Origin of the sequence: Plantimonas leprariae, from assembly GCF_008802405.1 — a bacterium.
In the GTDB taxonomy this organism is placed as follows: domain Bacteria; phylum Pseudomonadota; class Alphaproteobacteria; order Rhizobiales; family Rhizobiaceae; genus Plantimonas; species Plantimonas leprariae.
Map to the genome: position 1 here is coordinate 268,500 of NZ_VZDO01000005.1, position 20,948 is coordinate 289,447.

Here is a 20,948-nt window from a genome sequence, read left to right on the forward strand (position 1 = left end):
TCGTTCGTCCGATGCGGCCGATGCGGCTACCGGTCGTCTCGGACTTCCAGACCGACGCGATCGAACTCGAGGAGCGCGTGCCGCCGGGCGTCGCCCGTCTGACGCTTTATGCCGTGACCGCATTCGTCGCGTGCGCGATCCTTTGGGCCTCGCTCGCCTCGGTCGACGAAATCGTCGTGGCGCCCGGCCGCTTGGTCACGACGAAGCCCACGATCGTCGTCCAGCCGTTGGAAACCTCCATCATCCGCTCGATCGACGTCGCGGTCGGGGACCGGGTTCACGCGGGCGATCGGCTGGCGACGCTCGACGCCACGTTCAGCCAATCGGACATGGAGCAGCAGCAGGCGAGATTCGCGGCGCTGGACGCGCAGGTCAAGCGGATCGAGGCCGAGGTCGACGACCTTCAGTACCGGCCCGAGGCGGCCGCCGCGCCCGACGCGAGGCTGCAGCAACGGCTGTTCGACCAGACGGAGGCCTTCTATGCCGCCCAGATCGAGAACTACGACGAGCAGATCGCGGCGCAGGCCGCCACCATCCGCACGAGCCAGGAGCAGGCGGACATCCTGCGCAACCGGATTGCGACGCTCGGCGAGATCGAGACCGCCCGCGACACGCTCTACAAGAAGGAGGTCGGCTCGTTCCTGAACCTTCTCGTCTCGCGCGACACTCGGCTCGACGTCAACGCCACCCTGGCTCAGACGCTCGGCCGGAGTGTCGAGGCGGAGCACGCTCGGGACAAGCTCAAGGCGGAGCGACAGGCGTTCATCGAGGACTTCCGGCGCAACCTGCTCGATAAGCTGGTCGACCTGCGCGGCCAGCGCGATACGGTCGCCGAGGAGTTGAAGAAGGCCGCCCTCCGGCGGAATATGGTGAGCCTGAGCGCCCCGGCGGACGCCGTGGTGCTGGAACTCGCGCAGCGTTCGATCGGATCGGTGGTGCGCGAAGCCGAGCCCATCGTCACCCTCGTTCCGCTCGACGTCCCGCTGGAGGCGGAAGTCTCCGTGGGCTCCGCCGACATCGGCCGCGTTCTCGCCGGCGACGGCGCGCGGGTGAAGTTCGACGCCTACCCGTTCCAGAAGTTCGGCACGATGGCCGGCACGGTGCGCACCATCAGCCGCGACGCCTTCAACGGCGAGCCGAAGGTCGACGGATCCAGGCCCTCGATGCCCGTCGTCTTCCGGGCACGGGTGCGACTGGCCGATGCGACGGTCGGCCAATCCTCGGAGGGTTTCCGGTTGCTGCCGGGAATGACGGCGAGCGCCGAGATCAAGGTCGGGCACCGGAAGGTCATCTCGTATCTGCTCTATCCGCTGCTTCGGGGGTTGGACGAAAGCATGCGGGAGCCCTGACGTAGCCGCGGCCGGGCTTGCGCCCGCCGAGCGCTCGCGAGGCGCTCGGCCCGCAGGACGGATCGAGACCGGGCCGGTAGGCGGGCGGTTGCCGATCCGGCTGGAACATCACTTTTCCAGCGTCGAGATGATCATCTCCAATGCGGCGATCGACGTCTCGAGTCCTTCGCGCTGCGCCTGCAGGACGTTCTGTTGTTGACGGAAGACCTCCCGCAGGTCGCGCACCCGCTTCACCTCGGACCCCGTGCCGAGATAGTCGTTGACGATCTGCCCGATCTTCATGAGCGAGAAGCCGACGAGCTTGCAGAGCAGGATGAGGCGGAGGCGCTTGCGATCGTCCGGCGAATAGAGCCGCGTCGTGCCGCGCCGACGCGGATGCAGGAGGCCCCGCGCCTCGTAGAACCGCAGACTGCGCAGGGATATGCCGAACTCCCTCGCCAGATTGCCGATCCGATAGACCTGTTTCGGCTCGACTTCCGCGCCGTTCAGATCAAGTAGTTGTTCGACATTCGCCATCTCGTCGCTTTCTGTCAAAGCGTCCAGATCACGATTTGCGGACCAGCATCTCCCGCCGCGCCGCAACGACCCCCGGTCGCGATGCTTCGATTGGCTCAATGGGGGAAGTATCGAGGCGCGTGCGGGAATAGCCAGTGCCCAAATAGGACAGATGCCTCGATCTGTCGGGCGATCCGCCGGTTCATCGATCATGCGTCTTAAGACTACCGTGCGGCGTTTCGTCCTCACCGGAATCGACTTTTTGCCGACTATTCGACGGAACGGGCGGGATGGTCTCGACGACTTTCGAATGAGGCGAAGCGCGGTGCCGACGGAAGCGAGCGCGACGGCATTCACTCCGAAGGCGACATAGCCTCGCGGACCGTGCGAAGGCTGGACCGGCTGGAAATGCGATCGCCCGGCGCCGGCTCCGAAGGGCTCACGGATCTCCGGCCAGCAAATCCGCCCAGGCCCGTGCGACTTTCTCCTCGCCGGTCGCGGCGAAATGACAATCGTCGTGGCGGTCGTCGTCGCCGAGCAGCTCGTCCGTGTTCACCCCCGCCCTGATGCCCGGCGCGGCGTTCGGAAGCGATCGCTGAGCCCGCGTCACCGGGTTGTCGGCCAGATGCGTCTGCGTTCCGCCGTTGCTTTCGCCCAGGCATTTCGAGGTCACCGAAACGTAGACCGGCGACGCGACGCCTTCGGATCTGAGCGAGTCGACGAGTTGCAGAAAGCGGTCTCGGTAAGCCTCTTCGCCGGTGCCGACGACGTAGTCGATCTCTCCCTGCGTCCACAGTGTCCGGGTCACGCGGTAGCCCGTCGTCGTCAGCTCCCTGACCGTTTCGACCACCCGCGGATGGATATCCCCGCTCGGCGTCCAGCGCGACACCTTCGAACCGCTGACGGCGACGGGGGCCAGAATGACCCGGTCGACGGCTCCCCTGTCCAGGAGGAGATTGCCGAGCTCGCTCCAGTACTCGCCGGTGATGCCATCGGCTCCCAGCAGCGGCGATGCCGCTACGAAACATTTTCCGCCGAAGAAATTGATCACCTCGTCGCCATGCTTGGAGCGAAACCGTTGCCCGCCGTGATTGGCGGCGTTCGACTGGCCCATGACCAGAAGAACCGCCGTACGGTCTGTCTGCCTCGGACAAGAGGTCGGCCGCTTCTGATCGTCCGAGACCAGAATGTCGAGCTTATCGAAGGTGAAACGGGTCGGCTGCTTCGTCGTGAAGGTCGATCCGATGGCGCGCAACAGGGGGAAGGGGAAGGCGTCGTACCGGCCGCTGTAGGCCCCGAGCAGGTAGGCGATGAAAACGACCGTCACGCCTATCGATAGTTGTCGACGAGATGAAGCCACGGGAGCCGCCCTGGGGTTCGTCATCAATAAGTCGGCCGCGTTCGGCGAGGTCGCTTCCCACGAGCCGCGATGCCCTGCTGAAACGCAATTCCCGGAAGATCAACTCACATTTACGCTACGGAAGAGAAGTCTTCGACTGTTCCTTCCCCGAGGCTATATTCTGTCCGCCTCCAGGTTCTGGTGAGGCGGACGGTGCGATGCGACTGACAAGGGTCGCCTTTCCTCTGCCCGCTCCATCCGAAAGCGGACGATGGCAGGTGGGCGTCTCGACGGCGTGAGGGACGGGGTCGCGTCAGGCCTGCAGCAACACCTTGGCCATGTTTCGCTTGAAGTGGTCGGCCAGGCGGATCGCGAGGGCGACCAGCGTCAGCGTCGGGCAGTCGCTGCCGGCCGTCGGAAAGACGGAGCTTCCGACGCAGTAGACATGGTCGCTGCCATGCAGTTTCGAGTTGGCATCCACGACGCCTTTCCGCGGATCGACATGCATCCGCGTGGTGCCCATGTGATGCCAACATCCCGCGACGCCGCCGTCCCAGTCGTTCGCCGACTGCGGAGCGTAAGTGGCGATCTTCGCTTCGACCAGTTCGGAAGCGATGAGCTTCGTGGTCGACCGGATGTTGCGCGAGTCCTGCTCCGTCAGTCGCCAGTCCACCAAGACCCGATTGAGCCCCAGACGATCCTTGCCGTCCGCCAGGCTGATCCTGCTGTCGCGATTGGGGATCGGTTCGATGATCGTTTCCAGGGTGAGGCGGCGGGATGCGATCGGGAGGTTCACGGCCTGGTCGAGCACCCCCAACGCCCCTTGCGGCGACGCCAGCATCCCGGAAAGCAGGTTCTTCACCAGGGCGCCCGTTCCGACGGTCTGGGTCTGACCGAACCGACGCCGACTGATCGTGTGGGTCCTCAGCGCCGTCACCGCCTGGAACATCCTCGACTCCTCGAACGAGTACCGTCCGAAGAAGTAGGAGCGCGAATTGGGCAGGCGGCGTTCGCGCTGCGTCTCGGGCGTCGGCATGATGAATGCGGCGATCTTGTTCGGGTTGACGCCGGAGCGTTGGCGGGTCTTCGCCAGCCTGCAATCGTACAACCGGCGATGCTGGCGCAGGTTGGCGATCCTCAGCGTCGAGGAGCGGATCCGAGGATGATCCATGAAGTAACGACCGACGAGATCATGCTCGTTGCCGAGCCCGCAGTTCCGCGAACCGCGGGACAGCAGCAGCAGGCGGGCGTTCTCGATGCCCCCCGCGGCCAGGACCACCGAGCGGGCTTCGACCTTGAACCGGTTTCCGCTCAATGTCTGGACGTCCACTTCGAGCGGTTGCCCCGTCCGCTCCGGGGGGCGAATCTCGCAGACGTTGCTCCACAACACGAGGTTGACCGTGGAGGACTGCGAAAGCCGGTTGCGATAGGCTTTGCCGTAGCGGGTGGGCGGGCTGAACTGGACGAGCCGGTTGGTGAGTACAGAATTGTCCAGCGGAAGCGTCGCGACCTTCTTCCTTCCCAGCTCCTGGATCCAGGCAGCCTCGCTGTAATCGAACGCGCCGAGATGAAGGTACGAATGCGCGCGGACATAGTACTCGGCCAGTTCCTCCGAGCCGAATGGCCAGCCGCTGTCGGGAATCCAGTCGCGTTCGACGAAATCGAGGGGATCCAGCGGCTTGCACCATCCGCCCCAGCAGTTACTGCTTCCACCGAGCAGCCTGCTTCGCGTCCGCTCGAGCGCCTCGTAATCTATTCCAACGTTGAGTGCGGAGTAGAGAGACTGCGTCTCTGGATCGTGTACTTCCCCGCCGCTCTCCAGCAGAACGATCTTCAGCCCGGTATCGGCGAGTTCGAGCGCAAGAGTTATTCCGGCAGGTCCTGCTCCTACGATGCAGATGTCGGCATCGAGTTTCGCACTGACCCCTCTTCCATCGTGAATCATCGGCGCACCCGGACAAAGCAACCAACAGTGATCTGGATTCAGATGGACGCGTGATCGCGATACCTTTCGCCAAAGGGCCGGCTCGATGCTTCAATGTTCGGCTTCGCCGGGTTTGGGGCGCGAGGGTCGATCAAGCGAAGGAGGTTCAGGAACATTGGAACTCGCCCGAATGCTTCGGTGACTAACGAATTGGCTCCTCCTTTTCCCACGCCGCAGACGGCAAATGATCCGCACCTTTCGATTGAACCGTTTACGCCGAAAGGAGGAGGCGGACGTAGCCGAACTGTCCTGAATTCACGAACACCGTCGACATGAGACCCTCAGGACCCCAATTCGCGTCAGATACCGTGCATCCGCAGGGGCTTCGTCGCCGACCGTCGCGGGACCGGCCAACGCCGCGAAAGGCAGCACGGTGGGCACGGTCGATGTTCGCAGATCTGTACGGAAGTGGCGCGCCCGAAAGGATTCGAACCTCTGACCCCCAGATTCGTAGTCTGGTGCTCTATCCAGCTGAGCTACGGGCGCCCTTGCGGCGGGAGCATCCGTCCCGCGCTGGATGGCCTGATACCGGCTCGACGGAGCCGATGCAAGACGTCTCGCCGGCATTTGTTCAGCCGGCCCGCGGCCGAGTTGCGGCTCACACGGTGGAAACGGCATCGTCTGTGCGTTTCGGAGGAGCGGATGGAATAGGGCGGTAGGAGAAGTCCGGTCCCGCCTCAACCGCTCCCGTTCGGCGCTGCGGGTGGGGATGCAGGCGACGAACCGTTCGCGCTCGCCTCGGGAACGCTCGGCAGGCGTATCTCGAAGACGGTGCCCGCCCGCGCCGCTTCCGACAACCGGATGTCGCCGCCGTGCCCTTCGACGATCTCGGCCGCGATCGCGAGGCCGAGGCCGGTGCCACCGGAACGCGTCGAGCCGCGGAAGGCGCGGAACAGGTTCTCGCGCGCCCGGGGCGGCAGGCCGGGACCGGTATCCTCGACGCGGATGAGGACGGCGCCGTCTCCCGTCTGCCTCGCCGCCGAGATCGCGACGCGGCGCACGATCAGATCCTCGCCGTCGTCCTCCAGCGCCTGGACCGCGTTGCGCACGAGATTGTTCAGCACCCGGAAGAACTGATCGGCATCGACGTCGATCTCGAACGCTTCGGCGACGTCGTTGCGCAGCTCGATATCGCTGCCTGCCGGAACGGGGGCCAGTTCGAAGACGTCGTCCACCAGCCGGCGGAGCCGGATGCGCCGCCGCACCGGCGCATTCTCCACCGCCTTGCCGTAGCTCATCACCGATTCGGTATAGATCAGCGCGCGGTCCAGGCTGCGCAGCAGCATCGGCAGGGCGCGCTGCACGCGCGGCTCCTGAACGTCCGACAACCGGTCCGACACCATCTGGGCGGATGCGAGGATGTTGCGCAAGTCGTGGTTGATCTTGGAAACCGCGAGGCCGAGATCAGCGAGGTGCCGCTGTTCGCGCAGCGTCGCGGCGAGCGTCGACTGCATGCCGGCGAGCTCCAGCTCGGCCGCGCCGATCTCGTCGGGCCGCCCGCCCGGTTTGATGATCCGCGCCATGTCGGTCGGCGCCGAGCCGAACCGGATCATCGAACGCGTCATCGCCTGGATGGGACGCACGAGGAGAAGGTTGATCGCCGCGTAGACGAGCAGCGCCGCGAAGACCGCCACGGCGAGCGACAGGAGGAAGATGTTGCGGGCATAGGCGAGCATGGCGTTGCGGAGCTTGCGCTCCGGCATCACCACTTCCGAGACGACGTCGGCATCCTCGCGCCCGCCCACCGGTCCGAGCACCCGGATCGTCCGCTCGCCGCCGAACAGCAGCGTGTCGAGCGCGCCGCCGGCGAGCTGCATCCAGCCGGCTTTGCCGACGTCGATCTGGCGGTCGAGCGTCGGGATGGTTTCCTTGCGGGCGAGGAGGCGGGTGACGCCGCCGCTCGTCATCGCGACGAGGTCCGCCTGCAGCGTGGCGAGCAGCACCTCCTGCTGGTGCGGTCCGAGGACGGCTTCGCCGTCGGCGCGCGGCTGCTCGATTGTCAGCCCCGCGAGCGCCGCCGTTTCCAGCTTCTGCCGCAGCCATTCCGCCCGGAAACGGGCGACGGACGGCACGAAGATCAGCACTTCGGCCAGCATGACCGCGAGCAGGGTCAGCCAGAGGATCCGCACCGACAGGGGCCGACGGATCGGCGCCGCCTTCCGTCCCGTCTCGATGTCTCCGCCGGTGCGCGCGCTTATGTCCAAAACCGCTCCATCATCGTTCGCCCGGCCCGCATGGACGGCAACACCGTTGCTGCCGCTGGAGCCGGGATCGGCCGGCGGCGCGGCGCGGCGCGAGAAGGCGATGCGGCGACGGAATGCATACTAGGTGGCCACCGCGCTGTTTCCAATCGAACCGTCGTTCGTTCGCCCGCACGAGCGCTCTCCCGCGGCCGGATTGACTTTCGCGAGGCAGTCTTCCTATAAGCCGCCCACGAGCGGACGAACGGGTGCTCGCGTGCCCGGTCCGCGCTTGCCCGCAGCCGACGCACCAGATTCGAAGGACCCGCGCATCGAGTGCGGGGAAAAGAAACGATGAAACGCACCTACCAGCCGAGCAAGCTCGTCCGCAAGCGCCGCCACGGGTTCCGCACCCGCATGGAGACACCCGGTGGCCGCAAGGTCGTCGCCGCCCGCCGGGCCCGCGGCCGCAAGCGCCTGTCGGCCTGATTCCCGAGGCTTGGGCTTCGACATCGCGCGGCTTCGGCGGCGAGCCGATTTCCTGGCCGCGCGCCGCGGCCGCCGCCTGGGCGGTCCGTTCTTCTTCATCGAAGCCCTGGACAGGCACGACGGCGCCGAGCCGCGTTTCGGCCTGACCGTGACGCGCAAGGTCGGCAACGCGGTGGAGCGGAACCGCATCCGCCGCCGCCTTCGCGAAGCGATCCGCACCTCCTGCGGGGCTGACATGGCCCGAGGCTTCGATTATGTGATCGTCGCCCGGCGCGAGGTGCTGGATCTGGCCTTCGAGCGGTTGCGAAGCGAGCTGCATCGACGCTTGAGCAAGGTTCGACCGGCGCAGGATGCCGCCGGCATGGCGGCAGGCGAGGACGCGCCGCAGGATGGAATGGCGCCGCCCCGCGGCCGCGCTGGGGTCTGATCGATGGAAAACAACCGCAACTTCCTGATCGCCATGGCGCTGTCGATCGCCGTGCTGGTGGGATGGCAGTTCCTGGTGGTGAACCCGCGCGTCGCCGCGCAGCGCGAGGCGCAGCAGGACGCCGGCATTCCCGCCGGGTCGCAGCAGGGTTCGTTGCAGGCGCCGCAGACGCCGGCCGGCACGGCACAGAACGACACGCCCACCCCGGCGGGGCCGGAAAGCGTGGTGCCGAACGGCGGCGCGGCGGGCCGGGCGCAGGGACGCGAGGCGGCGGTCGCGGCGCGCCCGAACGTTGCGATCGACACGCCGACCATCTCCGGCTCGATCAACCTCAAGGGCGCTCGCCTCGACGACCTGCGCCTGAAGAACTACCACGAGACCGTCGACGACGCCTCGCCGACCATCGTGCTGCTTTCGCCGGACGACGCGCTCGACGCGGAGAACAAGCCGATCGGTTATTTCGCCGAGTTCGGCTATACCGGCCAGAACGTCGGCGCTTTGCCGGATGCCAACACCACCTGGCAGGTCGCCGGCAACAGCACGCTGCGGCCGGACGCGCCCGTCACGCTGACCTACACGAACGACCGCGGCATCACCTTCAACCGCACCATCTCGATCGATCGCGACTACATGTTCGAGATCAAGGACGAGGTGCGCAACGGCGGCACGGCGGCGGTTTCGGTGCAGCCCTACGGCATCGTCAAGCGCTTCTCCAAGCCGGCGGTCGCGTCCGCCTGGGTCGTGTTCGAAGGCCTGCTCGGCGTCTTCGGCGACGAAGGGCTGGAGGAATCGACCTACAGTTCGATCGAGAAGGCCGGCACCACGAAGCCGCCGAAGTCCTCGTCCGGCTGGCTCGGCATCGCCGACAAGTACTGGGCGGCGGCGATCGTGCCCGAGCCCGGTCGCGGCTTCCAGCCGGGCTTCCAGTATTCCGCCGCGAACCGGCCATCCTATCAGTCCGCCTATGTCGCCGATCCGCTGAACGTCGCGGCTGGCGCGTCCGCCACCGTTTCGCAGCGCCTGTTCGCCGGGCCGAAGGTGGTCGAGCTCCTGAAGAAGTACGAGGAGCAGCAGGCGATCCCGCATTTCAGCCAGCTCATCGACTGGGGCTACTTCTTCTTCATCACGCGGCCGATGTTCACCGCCATCGACTGGCTGTTCAAGTTCACCGGCAATTTCGGCGCCGCGATCCTGATCGTCACCGTCGTCCTGAAGCTGTTCTTCTTCCCGCTCGCCAACAAGTCGTACAAGTCGATGGCGAAGATGAAGGAGATGCAGCCGAAGATCACCGAGCTGCGCGAACGCTACGCCGACGACAAGATGAAGCAGCAGCAGGAGATGATGGCGCTCTACAAGGAGCAGAAGATCAATCCCGCCGCCGGCTGCTGGCCGATGCTGGTGCAGATCCCCGTCTTCTTCGCGCTCTACAAGGTGCTCTACGTCACGATCGAGATGCGGCACGCGCCGTTCTTCGGCTGGATCCAGGATCTCGCGGCGCCCGATCCGACGAGCCTGTTCAACCTGTTCGGCCTGCTTCCCTATTCGGTGCCGCACGCGCTGATGATCGGCGTCTGGCCGCTCGTCATGGGCGTCACGATGTTCGTCCAGATGCGGCTGAACCCGACGCCGCCGGACCCGACGCAGAAGATGATCTTCACCTACATGCCGCTGGTTTTCACCTTCATGCTGGCCGCGTTCCCGGCAGGTCTCGTGATCTACTGGGCCTGGAACAACACGCTGTCGATCACCCAGCAGTCGATCATCATGAAGCGGAACGGCGTGAAGATCGAACTCTTCGACAATATCCGCGACCTGTTCCGCGGCAAGAAGAAGGAAGCGTGACGGAGCGGCCTGCGGCGGTGGCGGCGGACGGCGCCGCCCTCGACCTGCACCGCTTCTTCGCGCGCCCTTGGGTGTTCATCCGCGGCGTGCCGCGCATGGACGTTTTGCCGCCGGAAGGACCGCCCGAGATCGCCTTCGCCGGGCGCTCCAACGTCGGTAAGTCGTCGCTGATCAACGCGCTCGTCGGCCAGAAGGGGCTGGCGCGCACGTCCAACACGCCGGGGCGGACGCAGGAGTTGAACTATTTCGTGCCGGGCGGCTATTCGGGGGAGGGGGCCGACCTGCCGCCGATCGCCCTCGTCGACATGCCCGGCTATGGCTATGCCGAAGCGCCGAAGGAACAGGTCGACGCCTGGACGAGTCTCGTCTTTGACTATCTGCGAGGCCGCTCGACGCTGAAGCGCGTCTTCGTGCTGATCGATTCCCGGCACGGCATCAAGCGCAACGACGCGGACGTGCTCGACCTTCTCGACAAGGCCGCCGTTTCCTACCAGATCGTCCTGACGAAGACCGACAAGATCAAGCCGGTCGGCCTGCCGAAGCTCGTCGCCGCGACGCACGAGGCGATCCGCAAGCGCGCCGCCGCCTTCCCGGAGATCGTCGCGACCTCCTCGGAGAAGGGCACCGGCCTCGACGACCTCAAAGCCGCAATCACGGGTTTCGCCGCCGCAGGCTGACGCCGCTCACGCCTTCGTGCCGTAGCCCTGCATGAACAGCCAGACGGCCGCGTCCACCGTGCGCTCGATCTCGGCCGCATCCGGCATGCCGGCTTGGTAGCCGAACAGCCGGCAGCGCATGATGCCGGCGGAGGCCAGTTCGATGAACTGCTTGGCGGCGAGCTCGGTGTCCTCGATCCGCAACGTGCCGGCGGCGACGGCCGAGTCGAGATAAGCGGTGAGCAGCTTGATCGCGCGCTGCGGCCCGCTCTCGTAGAACGAGCGGCCGAGTTCCGGCATGCGCTCCACGACGCCGATCACGGTCCGGTTCGCCCGCACCGCCTCCGGCGAGGTCAGCTTCCGGGCGAGTTTGCCGCCATAGATGCGCAGCGTCTCGGCCGGGTGGCCGGGATCGGTGAAGATCGCGCCGATCTCCTGGAAATAGCGCTCGCGCTCCTCTTGGATCAGCGCGGTGAAAAGCTCTTCCTTCGAGCGGAAATAGACGTAGAGCGTCGACTTCGACACCTTCGCCGCCTTCACCACGTCGTCCATCGAGGCGACGTCGAAGCCGAGCGAACTGAAGACCGCGTGCGCGCCGGCCAGGATCTGCTGACGTTTGGTCGGCTTCTCGCCTGCGGTCGCCCTGTCGGCGTGGTCGAGCACTTCGCTCATGTCGCTCCCGGATTGGTCGTCGCTCCGCATCAAAGCTTCCACAACGATGCTGTGCAATAATCTTTTCCCGTCGCCGTCACGATCTTGCAATGCACAAGAAATGACGCTACTTCAAGATCGAACTGAACGGTTCGGTTCGAATGTAGGCGGCTTCCTCATGTACGACAAGCCATCCAGCGAACTCGGCGGAACGGCCGGGATGGTGCTCCAGCTCCGGTCTGAAACGGCCACGCCCGCCCCGGACGCGAAGCGCGCGGCGCCCGCGCCGGAGCCGGCCGCGCCGAAGGCCGAGCCGACCCCTCCCGCCGCGCCCCCGGTCGCGGCCGCCCTGCCGAAGAAGCGCGGCGCGAAGCGTTTTCTCCTGCCATTGTTCGCGCTGGCCGCACTCGGCGGCGGTGCCTGGTACGGCCATTATTACTGGACCGAAGGCCGCTTCCTCGTTTCGACCGATGATTCCTACGTCGGCGCCGACATGTCGATCCTATCGCCGAAGGTGACGGGCTATGTCCATGCGGTGCCGGTCGAGGAGAACAGCCAAGTGAAGGCTGGCGACGCGCTGGTCCAGATCGACGACGGCGACTACGCGCTCGCCCTCCGGTCGGCGGAAGCGAAGATCCAGACGAAGCAGGCCGCGATCAGCCGCATCGGCTCGCAGCGGACGGCCTCGGAAGCTTCCGTGACGCAGGCCGAGGCGACCAAGACCGCCGCGGCGACCCGGCTCGCGCAGGCCGAGCTCGACCTGAAGCGCGCCTCGAACCTGTCCCGATCGGGCGCGGGCACGACGGCGCAGCAGGACAACGCGCAAAGCGCTCGCGATTCGGCGGTCGCCGAACTCGCCGGCGCGGTCGCGGCCGTGGAAGCCGCGAAGGCGAACGTCCTCGTCTTCGACGCGCAGGAGAAGGAAGCCGCGCAGGAACTGCAGGAGCTGCAGGTGGCCCGCGACCAGGCGGCGCGCGACCTGTCCTTCACGACGCTGCGCGCGCCCTATGACGGCGTCGTCGGCAATCTCGAAGTGCAGCCCGGCGACTACGTCTCGCCCGGGCGGCGGCTCGCCGCCGTGGTGCCGATCGACAAGGTCTATGTCGACGCGAACTTCAAGGAGACGCAGCTCGCCGAGATCGTCCCCGGCCAGAAGGTCGCGGTGGAGATCGACGCGATCCCCGGCCGCGAGTTCGAGGGCACGGTGAAGAGCGTCTCGCCAGCCTCCGGTTCGGTCTTCTCGCTGCTGCCGACCGACAACGCCACCGGCAACTTCACCAAGGTCATCCAGCGCGTGCCGGTGCGGATCGAGATCGACCACGCGCGCGACCTTGCCGGCCGGCTGCGGCCGGGCCTGTCGTCGGTGGTCAAGGTCGACATCCGCACGACCCCCGATCCCGAGCACGCGACCGCCGTCAACGGCGACAAGCCCGCGCCGGCAGTGATCGACGCCGCCAAGCCGGACGCCTCCCGCTAACCGTCCTAGGACGCTTCCATGTCCGCCGCTACCGCTGCTTCCGCCGGAGCGCCGCCTGGTCCGCAGGCGGCGCCGGACGCCATACCGGCCCGCCGGATGTTCGCCTTCCTGGCGATGGTGTTCGGCATGTTCATGGCGATCCTCGACATCCAGATCGTGTCGGCCTCGCTGTCCGAGATCCAGGCGGGCCTCGCCGCGTCCGGCGACGAGATTCCCTGGGTGCAGACGGCGTACCTCATCGCGGAAGTCATCATGATCCCGTTGTCCGGCTTCCTCGGCCGGATGATGTCGACGCGGGTCCTCTTCTCGCTCGCCGCCGCCGGCTTCACGGCGTCCTCGGCGCTCTGCGCCACGGCGACGAACATCGACCAGATGATCGTCTACCGCGCCATCCAGGGCTTCATCGGCGGTGGCATGATCCCGAGCGTCTTCGCCGCCGCCTTCACCATCTTCCCGCCCTCGAAGCGCGCGCTGGTCTCGCCGATGATCGGCCTCGTCGCGACGCTCGCGCCGACGATCGGCCCGACGGTCGGCGGCTATCTCAGCCATGCCCTGTCCTGGCACTGGCTGTTCCTCGTCAACGTCGTGCCCGGCATCGTGGTGGCGACCGCCGCGTGGAACCTCATCGACTTCGACAAGCCGAACTGGAAGCTGTTCGACGCCTTCGACTGGTGGGGCCTCGCCGGCCTCGCCGCCTTTCTCGGGCCGCTCGAATACGTCCTGGAGGAAGGGCCGCACAACGACTGGTTCGAGGATCAGGCGGTGCTCGTCTGCGCCATGGTCTCGGCCGTCGGCTGCATCCTGTTCTTCTGGCGTGCCTTCACTGCGAAGGAGCCGATCGTCGACCTCACCGCCTTCGCGAACCGCAACTTCGCCTTCGGCTCGCTGTTCTCCTTCGTCATGGGCATCGGCCTCTACGGCCTGACCTATCTCTACCCGGTCTATCTCGGCCAGATTCGCGGCTACGACTCGCTGATGATCGGCGAGACGATGTTCGTCTCCGGCCTCGCGATGTTCGCCACCGCCCCGATCTCGGGCCGGCTGACCACGGTGCTCGATCCGCGGGTGATGATGGCGATCGGCTTCACGTCCTTCGCACTCGGCACCTACATCATGTCCGGGCTGACGCACGATTGGGATTTCTGGGAACTGCTCATCCCCCAGATCCTGCGTGGCTTCGGCCTGATGATGGCGATGGTGCCGATCAACAACGTCGCCCTCGGCACGCTGTCGCCGCAGAAGATGAAGGGCGCCTCCGGTCTCTACAACCTGACCCGCAATCTCGGCGGCGCGGTCGGGCTCGCGCTGATCAATCAGGTGCTGACCGATCGTAAAGTCATGCATTTCGAGCGGCTGGCGGAGAACGTCCGCTGGGGCCGGGGCGTCGTCGAGGACCGCTTCGCCTCGATGGCCGCCTCAATGACGGCGAACGGGCTGAACGGCGACATGACGTCCGTCGCGCAGATGACGAACCTCGTGCGGCGCGAAGCGACGATCCTGTCCTTCGGCGACGTGTTCGTGCTCCTCACCTGCCTGTTCACGGCGCTGATCGCCCTGTCGATCTTCATCGCGAAGCCGAAGGCCGCGCCGGGCGGCGGTGGCGGCGGGCATTGATCACCGGGCCGGCGCGCCGGCCGGCGCGAGCCGCTCCATGATCTTCGCTTCGATGCGGCTGAGGACGTCGCGATAGGCGTCGAGGATCTGGGCGCGCGATCCTTCCACGGCGGAGGGGTCGGGCATCGGCCAGTATTCCACTTCCACCGCCTGCGCGCCCGTGAGATCGAGGGCGACGTGATGCGCTTCCGGCGCCAGCGTCACGATGAGGTCGAAGTAGCTGTCCGCGAGTTCCTCCATCGACTGCGGCTGGCGCAGCCCGAGCGTCAGCCCGCGCTCGGCCAGCACCGCGCCGACGATCGGGTCGGCATCGCCCTTCCGGACGCCGGCCGAGACCGTGTAGACCTTCGGCAGCAGCGCGCGCGTCACCGCTTCCGCCATCGGCGAGCGGATGGCGTTCATGCCGCAGACGAACAGGACGGAGGAGACCGGGCGGGCCGCGCCGGGGGAGGTCTGGCGGTCGGCGGACCCACGCGACATCGTCATACCCGCCTTTGCAGGACGCCGATCAGGGTGAACAGCCGGCGGGCCGTGTCGCGGTCGACCTCAATCTTGCCGGCGAGCCGGTCGCGCAGGAGTTCGGATCCGTCGTTGTGGATGCCGCGTCGCCCCATGTCGATCGCCTCGATCTGCGAGGGCGTCGCCGAGCGGATTGCTTCGTAGTAGCTGTCGCAGATCAGGAAATAGTCGCGCAGCACCCGGCGCAGCGGGCTCAGCGACAGGATGTGGACGACGAGCGGCGCGTCGCCCTCGTCCCGCACGTCGAAGACCAGCCGGCCGGCGCTGGTCGACAGCTTCAACCGGTAGGGCCCGTCCGGCGCGCCGTTCGGGCGGAACTCGTTCTCCTCGATAAGGTCGGCCACGGCGACGGCACGCTCGTTCTCGATATGCGGCGCGGCGCGCCCGAGCGTATCGTCGAGCTCGATGCCGATCAGGCGGGGGAGGGCGGGCGGGTTCAAAGGTTCAGCCGGATCGACACGGAGCGCCCATGCGCGTCGAGTCCTTCGACGCGCGCGAGTTCCACGGCGGCGGGACCGAGGGCACGGAGCTGCTCGGGGCCGAGCTTCAGGCTCGACGTCCGCTTGACGAAGTCGAGCACCGACAGGCCAGACGAGAAGCGGGCCGAGCGCGCCGTCGGCAGGACATGGTTGGAGCCCGCGACGTAGTCGCCGATCACCTCCGGCGTGTGCCGGCCGAGGAATACGGCGCCGGCGTTGCGGATGCGGGCGAACATCGCGTCCGGATCGTCGACGGCGAGTTCCAGATGCTCGGCCGCGATCCGGTCGGCGAGCGGCGGTGCCAAGTCGAGGTCCGGCACCGTGATCACCGCGCCGAAGTCGCGCCAGCTCGCGGCAGCCGTGTCCTGCCGCGAAAGCTGTTTGAGCTGCACGGCCACCGCCGCCTCCACCGCGTCGGCGAAGCCGGCATCGTCGGTGATCAGGATCGACTGCGCCGCCGCGTCGTGCTCGGCCTGCGCCAGGAGGTCGGCGGCGATCCAGGCTGGGTCGTTTTCGCCGTCCGCGATCACCAGCACTTCGGACGGGCCGGCGATCATGTCGATGCCGACCGTGCCGAAGACGCGGCGCTTCGCGGCGGCGACATAGGCGTTGCCGGGGCCGACGATCTTCGCGACCGGCCGGATGCTCTCCGTGCCGTAGGCGAGCGCCGCGACGGCCTGCGCGCCGCCGATCCGGTAGATCTCGTCGACGCCGGCGATCCGCGCGGCGGCGAGCACCAGCGGGTTCAGTTCGCCTGCCCGCGCCGGCACCACCATCGCGATCCGCGCGACGCCCGCCACCGCCGCCGGCACGGCGTTCATCAGCACCGAGGACGGGTAGCTGGCGGAACCGCCCGGCACGTAAAGTCCCACCGCCTCGATCGCCGTCCAGCGGCTGCCGAGCACGACGCCGAGCGCGTCGACATAGGTGTCGTCGGTCGGGCGCTGGCGCTCGTGATGGCTGCGGATGCGCGCATGCGCGAGCTCCAGCGCCTCGCGGGTGTGCGGCTCCATGGCGGCGTAGGCGGCCTCGATCTCGTCCTTGCCGATGCGGAGCGTTTCCGGCGTCAGCGACAGGCCGTCGAAGCGCTGCGTGTAGTCGATGACCGCGGCGTCGCCGCGGGTCGCGACGTCGGCGAGGATCGCTCGGACGGCCTCGTCCACCTCTTCCGACACTTCGCGCTTTGCGGCGAGAAGCGCGCGGAACCGCGTCTCGAAGTCGTCGGCGGCGGCGTCGAGCCGTAGGGGCAAGACCGGTTCTCCGTGCGGCGGCGCCGGTTCAGGCGACGGGTTTCTCGTGATCGGGCAGGCGGTCGGTCGACCAGACGGCGTCCTCGTCCGTCAGTCGCGCTTCCACGCATTCGACGTCGAGCCTTATCGCGGCGTTCCCGGCGAAGACAAGCTCGATCGTGCCGCCCGGCGGGTCCTTCGGCGCGAAGCGTACGGCGAGCAGCACCAGCGGCGTATCGGTGGAGCCCTGGCCGACGCCGATCGACTGGGCCGAGCGGACGCGACCGAAGTCGAGAATCGCCCGCCGCCGCTCGTAGGCCTGGGTTTTCCGCAGGAAGCGCCAGCGCGACGGCGTCTTCACCGTTTCCCAGGCGAAGCGGTTGAGCGCCGCCACGAAGCGACCCTCGCGCGCCATGAAGCGCAAGTCGGCCGGCGCGGCGATCGCGTCCTGGCAGTAGGCGGAAAGGATCTGGAGGTCGTCCTCGTCCATCGCATCGAGCCTGAGGCCGGCCATCGGGTCTCCGTTTCACGCGCAGAAAGCTTGTCCCCGCGCACTTAAGGAGCACCACCGGCGTCGGCTAGAGGGCCGCCGCTCCCGCCTGCATCGATCGGCGGGCGGAGAAGCGCATGCGCTGTCCGGGGACCTCGACGAAGCGGTACGTGAAGGCGCTGAAGATGATCGTTGCCGTCAGCGCGGCGGTGAGAGCAAGTGGCGAGGCGAGGGCGGAAAAGGCCTTCGCGCCTTCGGGCAGCGTTTCCACGAGATCGAGGCCCGTACGCGCTTCGAGCACCGTGCCGACATTGACGAGGCGCGAGATCACGAAGGCATGGGTCATGTAGATCGAATAGGAGACGAGGCCGAGAAAGGCGCATTCCGGCGTCTTCAGCAGCCGGCTGACCGCTCCTTCCTCGCGCGCGAAGACAGCGACGACGAGCGTGAACAGCAGCGGTGCGGCGAGCGATAGCGGCGTTGCGCCGGCCGCGATCACGAAGCCGACCACGGCGAGAACGGCTGCCGCCTCCAGCATGGTCCCCCGCGCCATCGCCGAGGCGGGACCCGCGGCCGGCGGGCGGCTGGCGAGGCGCAGCAGCGCGCCGCACGAGAAGCCGGCGAGGCAGCGCAGCCAGCCGAAGGCGACCGTCGTATCGACATGACCGACGAAATGCGCGAGCGCCGGCAGTGCCGCCAGCACGACGAGGCCGAGCAGGACCGGCAGCAGCCGGCGGCCGAAAAGGAGCGAGCCGAAGGCGAATAGGAGGTACGCGCCGAACTCCGCCGAGATGCTCCAACTCGGATAGTTCCAGCCGAGCGACGGCACGGTGCCGAAGGCGTGGACGAGGAAGAGGTTGGCGAGGAGCGCGTTCGGCGAGTTGCCGCCGATGAACGCCGCGCCTGGCCCCTTCGCCAGCAGCGTCGCCGTCTCGAAGGCGACGAACAGGAGCAGCATCGCGAGGTGCAGGGGATAGACGCGCCGCCAGCGCGCCAGCGCGAAGCGCCCGACCTGCCCCATACTTCCGAGGCGTCCGGCATAGGAATGCGCGATGACAAACCCGGACAGGACGAAGAAGAAATCGACGAACAGGAAGGAATGGCGGAACAGCCGCACCTCGCCGAGCCAGCCGGACAGCGGCAGATGCAGCAGCACCACCATGAGCGCGCAGACGCCGCGCAGCCCGTCCAGCGCCTCGAAGCGCGCCTGCCGCGTCGCGGGCCCGGATTCGCTCGTCATGGCAACGCGGCTCCCGCGGGTTTCAGTTGGAGGGTCGCCGCCTCGTCGCCGGAGACGACGCGGAAGCGGGCGAGGAGCCGCAGGCCGACGACCGACAGAAAGGTCAGCATCCAGGTCGGGTCGTTGCGCTTCAGGAGGTAGCTTTCGAGGAAGGAGTTCAGCAGCATGAAGCCGAGCACCATCAGGAAGAAGTCGGCCAGCCGCTGGCTCTCCTCGCCCTCGCGGCAGCGCATGTAGTCCGCCATCGGCAGGACGAGCAGCATCGCCGCCACTGGAATCAGCGCCGGCCAGCCGAGCGCGATCGCGACGTCGAGATAGCCGGAATGCGAGTTCACCGCGCCGCCGGGATCCCAGGAAAGCTCGAACGGCCGCTCGGCGTCGGTGACGATCGGCGTCGTCCAGAAGGACTCGAAGCCCCAGCCGGTCCACTGGCGCGGCTGCATCAGGTCGAGCGCGTAGCGCCAGAGGTCCATGCGGCCGGTGAAGGTCGTACCCGGCAGCACGAACTGCACCGCGTCGTTGAGAAGAGGCGAGATCGCGGCGCCGAGCGTCAGCGCCGCCATCGCCGCGACGGCGGCGGCGAGAATCAGGCAGGGCAGGGAGCGGCCGCCGGACGCCCGGCCACCGATCACCAGAAGCGCCACCAGCGGCACGAGGCCCGCAGAGGTCTTCGAGCCAGTCTTCAGGACGAAAAGCGCGCTGAGAACGAGCACCAGCCAGCCGGCCCGCTTCGTGCCGCTGCGGACGAGGTAGAGGCCGGCGAAGAACAGCGCCGCCATCACCGGGCCGGCGACGTTCTTGTGGCTGTAGATGCCGCGCCAGAGGCCGGCATGCTCCGGCTCGTCGCCGGTGGCGCCGTGGATCGCGGCGTCCGGCCAGAGGACGAGGCCGAGATAGGACAGGCCAAGGACGGCGAGGGCGGCGAAGACCAGGCTCGCGCGGAACGCTTTCGCCGTCGGCGGCAGGCAGATCGCGCCGGTCGCCGCGCACATCGCGAACAGCGAGAACAGGACCGCGCGGAGCGAGGCATCCGGCCAGTTCGACTGCGTCACGGAGAACAGCATCCAGCCCGCGACGACGAGCCAGGTCGGCCTCAGAAGCGCGAAGGCCGTGGCGCGATCGGTGAAGAGGACGTGACCGAGGAGCGCCAGCGCGCCGAGGAGGCCGTAGCCGAGCTGGTTGACGAGGTTGCCGCTGTCGGCGGTGGCCGGGCTCAAGGGTTGGAAAGGCGAGAAGGTGACGAGCAGCGCCGTGAGGATCAGCGCGCCGAACCCGGTCCGCAGCGCCGCGACGACGCTGTCGGACTTCGCGGCCGGCCGCTCCCGCGGCCCGGCCTCAGTTCTGCTCGGGGCGGCGATACTGCTCATTCACGCGGCCGAACTCGGCGAGGAACCTGCCGACGGCGACGTTCATCGGGTAGAGGCCGATGACCGCCGAACGGGTGCTGAGGCCGAGGCGCGCCGCGCGGAAGGGCGAGGCGAGAAGCAGGCAGGCGCTCTTCGCCAGCGTCTTCGTGCGGCCCTTGAAGCTGCCATCGGCCCGGTGCTCGATGATCGAGGAAAGCGCGCCGTTGCGCAGCGAGCGCGCCTGCAGCCAGGAGAATTCCGTGCGGCGCTCCGGCGTCGTCTCGTGCACCACGGCTTCTTGGCTCCAGGCGAAGCGGAAGCCGCGGCGCCGGGCTCTGGCGTAGAGGTCGCTGTCGCCGCCGCCGGTGAAGTTGAACACCGGGTCAAGGAAGGGTGCGCCCATCGCCTCCAGCACGTGGCGGCGGAACGCGACGTTGCCGGACGAGTAGAGGATCGGCACCGGCCCGGTGCGGGCATAGGGCGGCGTGAACACCGGATGATGCGCCCAGAGGCTCGTCCCGGCGCCTTCGAAGACGGGAAGCTGCGGGCCACCGACGATGTCGGCCCCGGTCCGCTCGGCGGTCGCGACCAGACTCTCGAGCCAGTGCTCGCAGGCGCATTCGTCGTCGTCGATCGCGAGGAGGAACCGCGCCTCCGGGTATTCGGCAAGCGCCGTCGTCCAGCCGGCATTGTAGGCGTGGCAGTTGCCGCGCTCGCTCGCGAGCACGACGCGCCCGGGGAGGCGGCCGGCCGCGAAGAACGGGCTTGCCGCCGTTACGCCTTCGAGACGCTCGGCGTCGTTGTCGACCACGATCACCGCGAACCGGCGACGGGTGCGCTGCCGCTCCAAGGATTCCAACGTCCGCAGGAGATGGTCCGGGCGGCGGAAGGTCGGCAGCGTCACCGCGCACTCGACGGCCGTCTCGGGGCCACCGGCTGGGCGCGCTTCGATCGACATGGCCTCAATCATCGGCGTTCCCGGCGATGGGACCGGACCTGTTCCGGCGCCGGCGGATTGGAGCATGGACCCGTAAACAAACTCGGAACGGAGAAGCTATGGTTGTGTAATCGATCGCTAACCAATCTACAGGTTGTATCAAAATGCAACCGTCGCCTTTAGCCGGTCGGTTACGACTGAAATG

Annotated in this window: 19 protein-coding genes and 1 tRNA gene; 7 read left to right on the forward strand and 13 right to left on the reverse strand. The window is 67.4% G+C overall.

The window, feature by feature from the left end:
* Positions 1-11 precede the first annotated feature (11 nt).
* Positions 12-1,349, forward strand: coding sequence for an HlyD family type I secretion periplasmic adaptor subunit (locus tag F6X38_RS09355; RefSeq protein WP_246191280.1), 1,338 nt, complete (start codon positions 12-14; stop codon positions 1,347-1,349).
* 108 nt (positions 1,350-1,457) lie between these two features.
* On the opposite strand, the gene F6X38_RS09360 is transcribed toward F6X38_RS09355, so the two are convergent.
* The 5 genes from F6X38_RS09360 to F6X38_RS09380 form a co-directional block, all read right to left on the reverse strand.
* Positions 1,458-1,865, reverse strand: coding sequence for a MerR family transcriptional regulator (locus tag F6X38_RS09360; protein ID WP_161992683.1), 408 nt, complete (start codon positions 1,863-1,865; stop codon positions 1,458-1,460).
* Between the two features lie 418 nt (positions 1,866-2,283).
* Complete coding sequence (locus F6X38_RS09365) at positions 2,284-3,228, reverse strand: sialate O-acetylesterase (RefSeq protein WP_150969444.1); 945 nt, start codon at positions 3,226-3,228, stop codon at positions 2,284-2,286.
* Between the two features lie 268 nt (positions 3,229-3,496).
* The gene (locus F6X38_RS09370) at positions 3,497-5,128 is read right to left on the reverse strand and encodes an FAD-dependent oxidoreductase (protein WP_150969445.1); all 1,632 of its coding nucleotides are present in this window, start codon (positions 5,126-5,128) and stop codon (positions 3,497-3,499) included.
* Between the two features lie 448 nt (positions 5,129-5,576).
* Positions 5,577-5,653: transfer RNA gene (locus F6X38_RS09375), tRNA-Arg, on the reverse strand.
* 191 nt (positions 5,654-5,844) lie between these two features.
* Complete coding sequence (locus tag F6X38_RS09380; protein ID WP_246191272.1) at positions 5,845-7,371, reverse strand: sensor histidine kinase; 1,527 nt, start codon at positions 7,369-7,371, stop codon at positions 5,845-5,847.
* Positions 7,372-7,701: 330 nt separating this feature from the next.
* Here F6X38_RS09380 and rpmH point away from each other — a divergent pair, with 330 nt between their 5' ends.
* The 4 genes from rpmH to yihA are packed head-to-tail and all read left to right on the forward strand — an operon-like array spanning position 7,702 to position 10,782.
* The gene (rpmH, locus tag F6X38_RS09385) at positions 7,702-7,836 is read left to right on the forward strand and encodes a 50S ribosomal protein L34 (protein ID WP_150969446.1); all 135 of its coding nucleotides are present in this window, start codon (positions 7,702-7,704) and stop codon (positions 7,834-7,836) included.
* A 10-nt stretch (positions 7,837-7,846) separates the two neighbouring features.
* Positions 7,847-8,263, forward strand: coding sequence for a ribonuclease P protein component (gene rnpA / locus F6X38_RS09390; RefSeq protein WP_202617956.1), 417 nt, complete (start codon positions 7,847-7,849; stop codon positions 8,261-8,263).
* Positions 8,264-8,266: 3 nt separating this feature from the next.
* Complete coding sequence (gene yidC / locus F6X38_RS09395) at positions 8,267-10,105, forward strand: membrane protein insertase YidC (RefSeq protein WP_150969447.1); 1,839 nt, start codon at positions 8,267-8,269, stop codon at positions 10,103-10,105.
* A complete protein-coding gene (gene yihA / locus F6X38_RS09400) occupies positions 10,102-10,782 on the forward strand; it encodes a ribosome biogenesis GTP-binding protein YihA/YsxC (RefSeq protein WP_425482838.1) in 681 nt (226 codons plus the stop codon). Before yidC ends, yihA begins: the two co-directional genes overlap by 4 nt.
* A 6-nt stretch (positions 10,783-10,788) precedes the next feature.
* On the opposite strand, the gene F6X38_RS09405 is transcribed toward yihA, so the two are convergent.
* A complete protein-coding gene (locus F6X38_RS09405; protein ID WP_161992685.1) occupies positions 10,789-11,433 on the reverse strand; it encodes a TetR/AcrR family transcriptional regulator in 645 nt (214 codons plus the stop codon).
* A 157-nt stretch (positions 11,434-11,590) separates the two neighbouring features.
* Here F6X38_RS09405 and F6X38_RS09410 point away from each other — a divergent pair, with 157 nt between their 5' ends.
* Positions 11,591-12,889, forward strand: coding sequence for an HlyD family secretion protein (locus F6X38_RS09410; protein WP_343033210.1), 1,299 nt, complete (start codon positions 11,591-11,593; stop codon positions 12,887-12,889).
* 18 nt (positions 12,890-12,907) lie between these two features.
* The gene (locus F6X38_RS09415; protein ID WP_150969449.1) at positions 12,908-14,503 is read left to right on the forward strand and encodes a DHA2 family efflux MFS transporter permease subunit; all 1,596 of its coding nucleotides are present in this window, start codon (positions 12,908-12,910) and stop codon (positions 14,501-14,503) included.
* Here the strand turns inward: F6X38_RS09415 and F6X38_RS09420 are convergent, their stop codons facing one another.
* The 7 genes from F6X38_RS09420 to F6X38_RS09450 form a co-directional block, all read right to left on the reverse strand.
* Positions 14,504-14,983: an arsenate-mycothiol transferase ArsC gene (locus F6X38_RS09420; protein ID WP_150969450.1), complete on the reverse strand. Its 480-nt coding sequence runs from the start codon at positions 14,981-14,983 to the stop codon at positions 14,504-14,506.
* 2 nt (positions 14,984-14,985) lie between these two features.
* A complete protein-coding gene (locus tag F6X38_RS09425; protein WP_150969451.1) occupies positions 14,986-15,462 on the reverse strand; it encodes a UPF0262 family protein in 477 nt (158 codons plus the stop codon).
* Positions 15,459-16,751: a histidinol dehydrogenase gene (gene hisD, locus F6X38_RS09430; RefSeq protein ID WP_150969452.1), complete on the reverse strand. Its 1,293-nt coding sequence runs from the start codon at positions 16,749-16,751 to the stop codon at positions 15,459-15,461. Before hisD ends, F6X38_RS09425 begins: the two co-directional genes overlap by 4 nt.
* Positions 16,752-16,779: 28 nt before the next feature.
* Positions 16,780-17,244: a DUF2948 family protein gene (locus F6X38_RS09435; RefSeq protein ID WP_150969453.1), complete on the reverse strand. Its 465-nt coding sequence runs from the start codon at positions 17,242-17,244 to the stop codon at positions 16,780-16,782.
* A 64-nt stretch (positions 17,245-17,308) separates the two neighbouring features.
* Positions 17,309-18,460 carry an acyltransferase family protein gene (locus tag F6X38_RS09440; protein WP_150969454.1) on the reverse strand — a complete coding sequence of 384 codons (1,152 nt, stop codon included), beginning with the start codon at positions 18,458-18,460 and terminating at the stop codon, positions 17,309-17,311.
* Complete coding sequence (locus tag F6X38_RS09445; protein ID WP_150969455.1) at positions 18,457-19,827, reverse strand: O-antigen ligase family protein; 1,371 nt, start codon at positions 19,825-19,827, stop codon at positions 18,457-18,459. Before F6X38_RS09445 ends, F6X38_RS09440 begins: the two co-directional genes overlap by 4 nt.
* Positions 19,796-20,776: a glycosyltransferase family 2 protein gene (locus tag F6X38_RS09450; RefSeq protein WP_150969456.1), complete on the reverse strand. Its 981-nt coding sequence runs from the start codon at positions 20,774-20,776 to the stop codon at positions 19,796-19,798. Before F6X38_RS09450 ends, F6X38_RS09445 begins: the two co-directional genes overlap by 32 nt.
* Positions 20,777-20,948: the final 172 nt, after the last annotated feature.

Bases quoted from the DNA above. Each gene is read 5' to 3' on its own strand.
- F6X38_RS09355 (WP_246191280.1), top strand. From the start codon at position 12: ATGCGGCCGATGCGGCTACCGGTCGTCTCGGACTTCCAGACCGACGCG.
- F6X38_RS09360 (WP_161992683.1), bottom strand. From the start codon at position 1,865: ATGGCGAATGTCGAACAACTACTTGATCTGAACGGCGCGGAAGTCGAG.
- F6X38_RS09365 (WP_150969444.1), bottom strand. From the start codon at position 3,228: ATGACGAACCCCAGGGCGGCTCCCGTGGCTTCATCTCGTCGACAACTA.
- F6X38_RS09370 (WP_150969445.1), bottom strand. From the start codon at position 5,128: ATGATTCACGATGGAAGAGGGGTCAGTGCGAAACTCGATGCCGACATC.
- rpmH (WP_150969446.1), top strand. From the start codon at position 7,702: ATGAAACGCACCTACCAGCCGAGCAAGCTCGTCCGCAAGCGCCGCCAC.
- yidC (WP_150969447.1), top strand. From the start codon at position 8,267: ATGGAAAACAACCGCAACTTCCTGATCGCCATGGCGCTGTCGATCGCC.
- F6X38_RS09405 (WP_161992685.1), bottom strand. From the start codon at position 11,433: ATGAGCGAAGTGCTCGACCACGCCGACAGGGCGACCGCAGGCGAGAAG.
- F6X38_RS09410 (WP_343033210.1), top strand. From the start codon at position 11,591: ATGTACGACAAGCCATCCAGCGAACTCGGCGGAACGGCCGGGATGGTG.
- F6X38_RS09415 (WP_150969449.1), top strand. From the start codon at position 12,908: ATGTCCGCCGCTACCGCTGCTTCCGCCGGAGCGCCGCCTGGTCCGCAG.
- F6X38_RS09420 (WP_150969450.1), bottom strand. From the start codon at position 14,983: ATGTCGCGTGGGTCCGCCGACCGCCAGACCTCCCCCGGCGCGGCCCGC.
- F6X38_RS09435 (WP_150969453.1), bottom strand. From the start codon at position 17,244: ATGGCCGGCCTCAGGCTCGATGCGATGGACGAGGACGACCTCCAGATC.
- F6X38_RS09440 (WP_150969454.1), bottom strand. From the start codon at position 18,460: ATGACGAGCGAATCCGGGCCCGCGACGCGGCAGGCGCGCTTCGAGGCG.
- F6X38_RS09445 (WP_150969455.1), bottom strand. From the start codon at position 19,827: ATGAGCAGTATCGCCGCCCCGAGCAGAACTGAGGCCGGGCCGCGGGAG.
- F6X38_RS09450 (WP_150969456.1), bottom strand. From the start codon at position 20,776: ATGATTGAGGCCATGTCGATCGAAGCGCGCCCAGCCGGTGGCCCCGAG.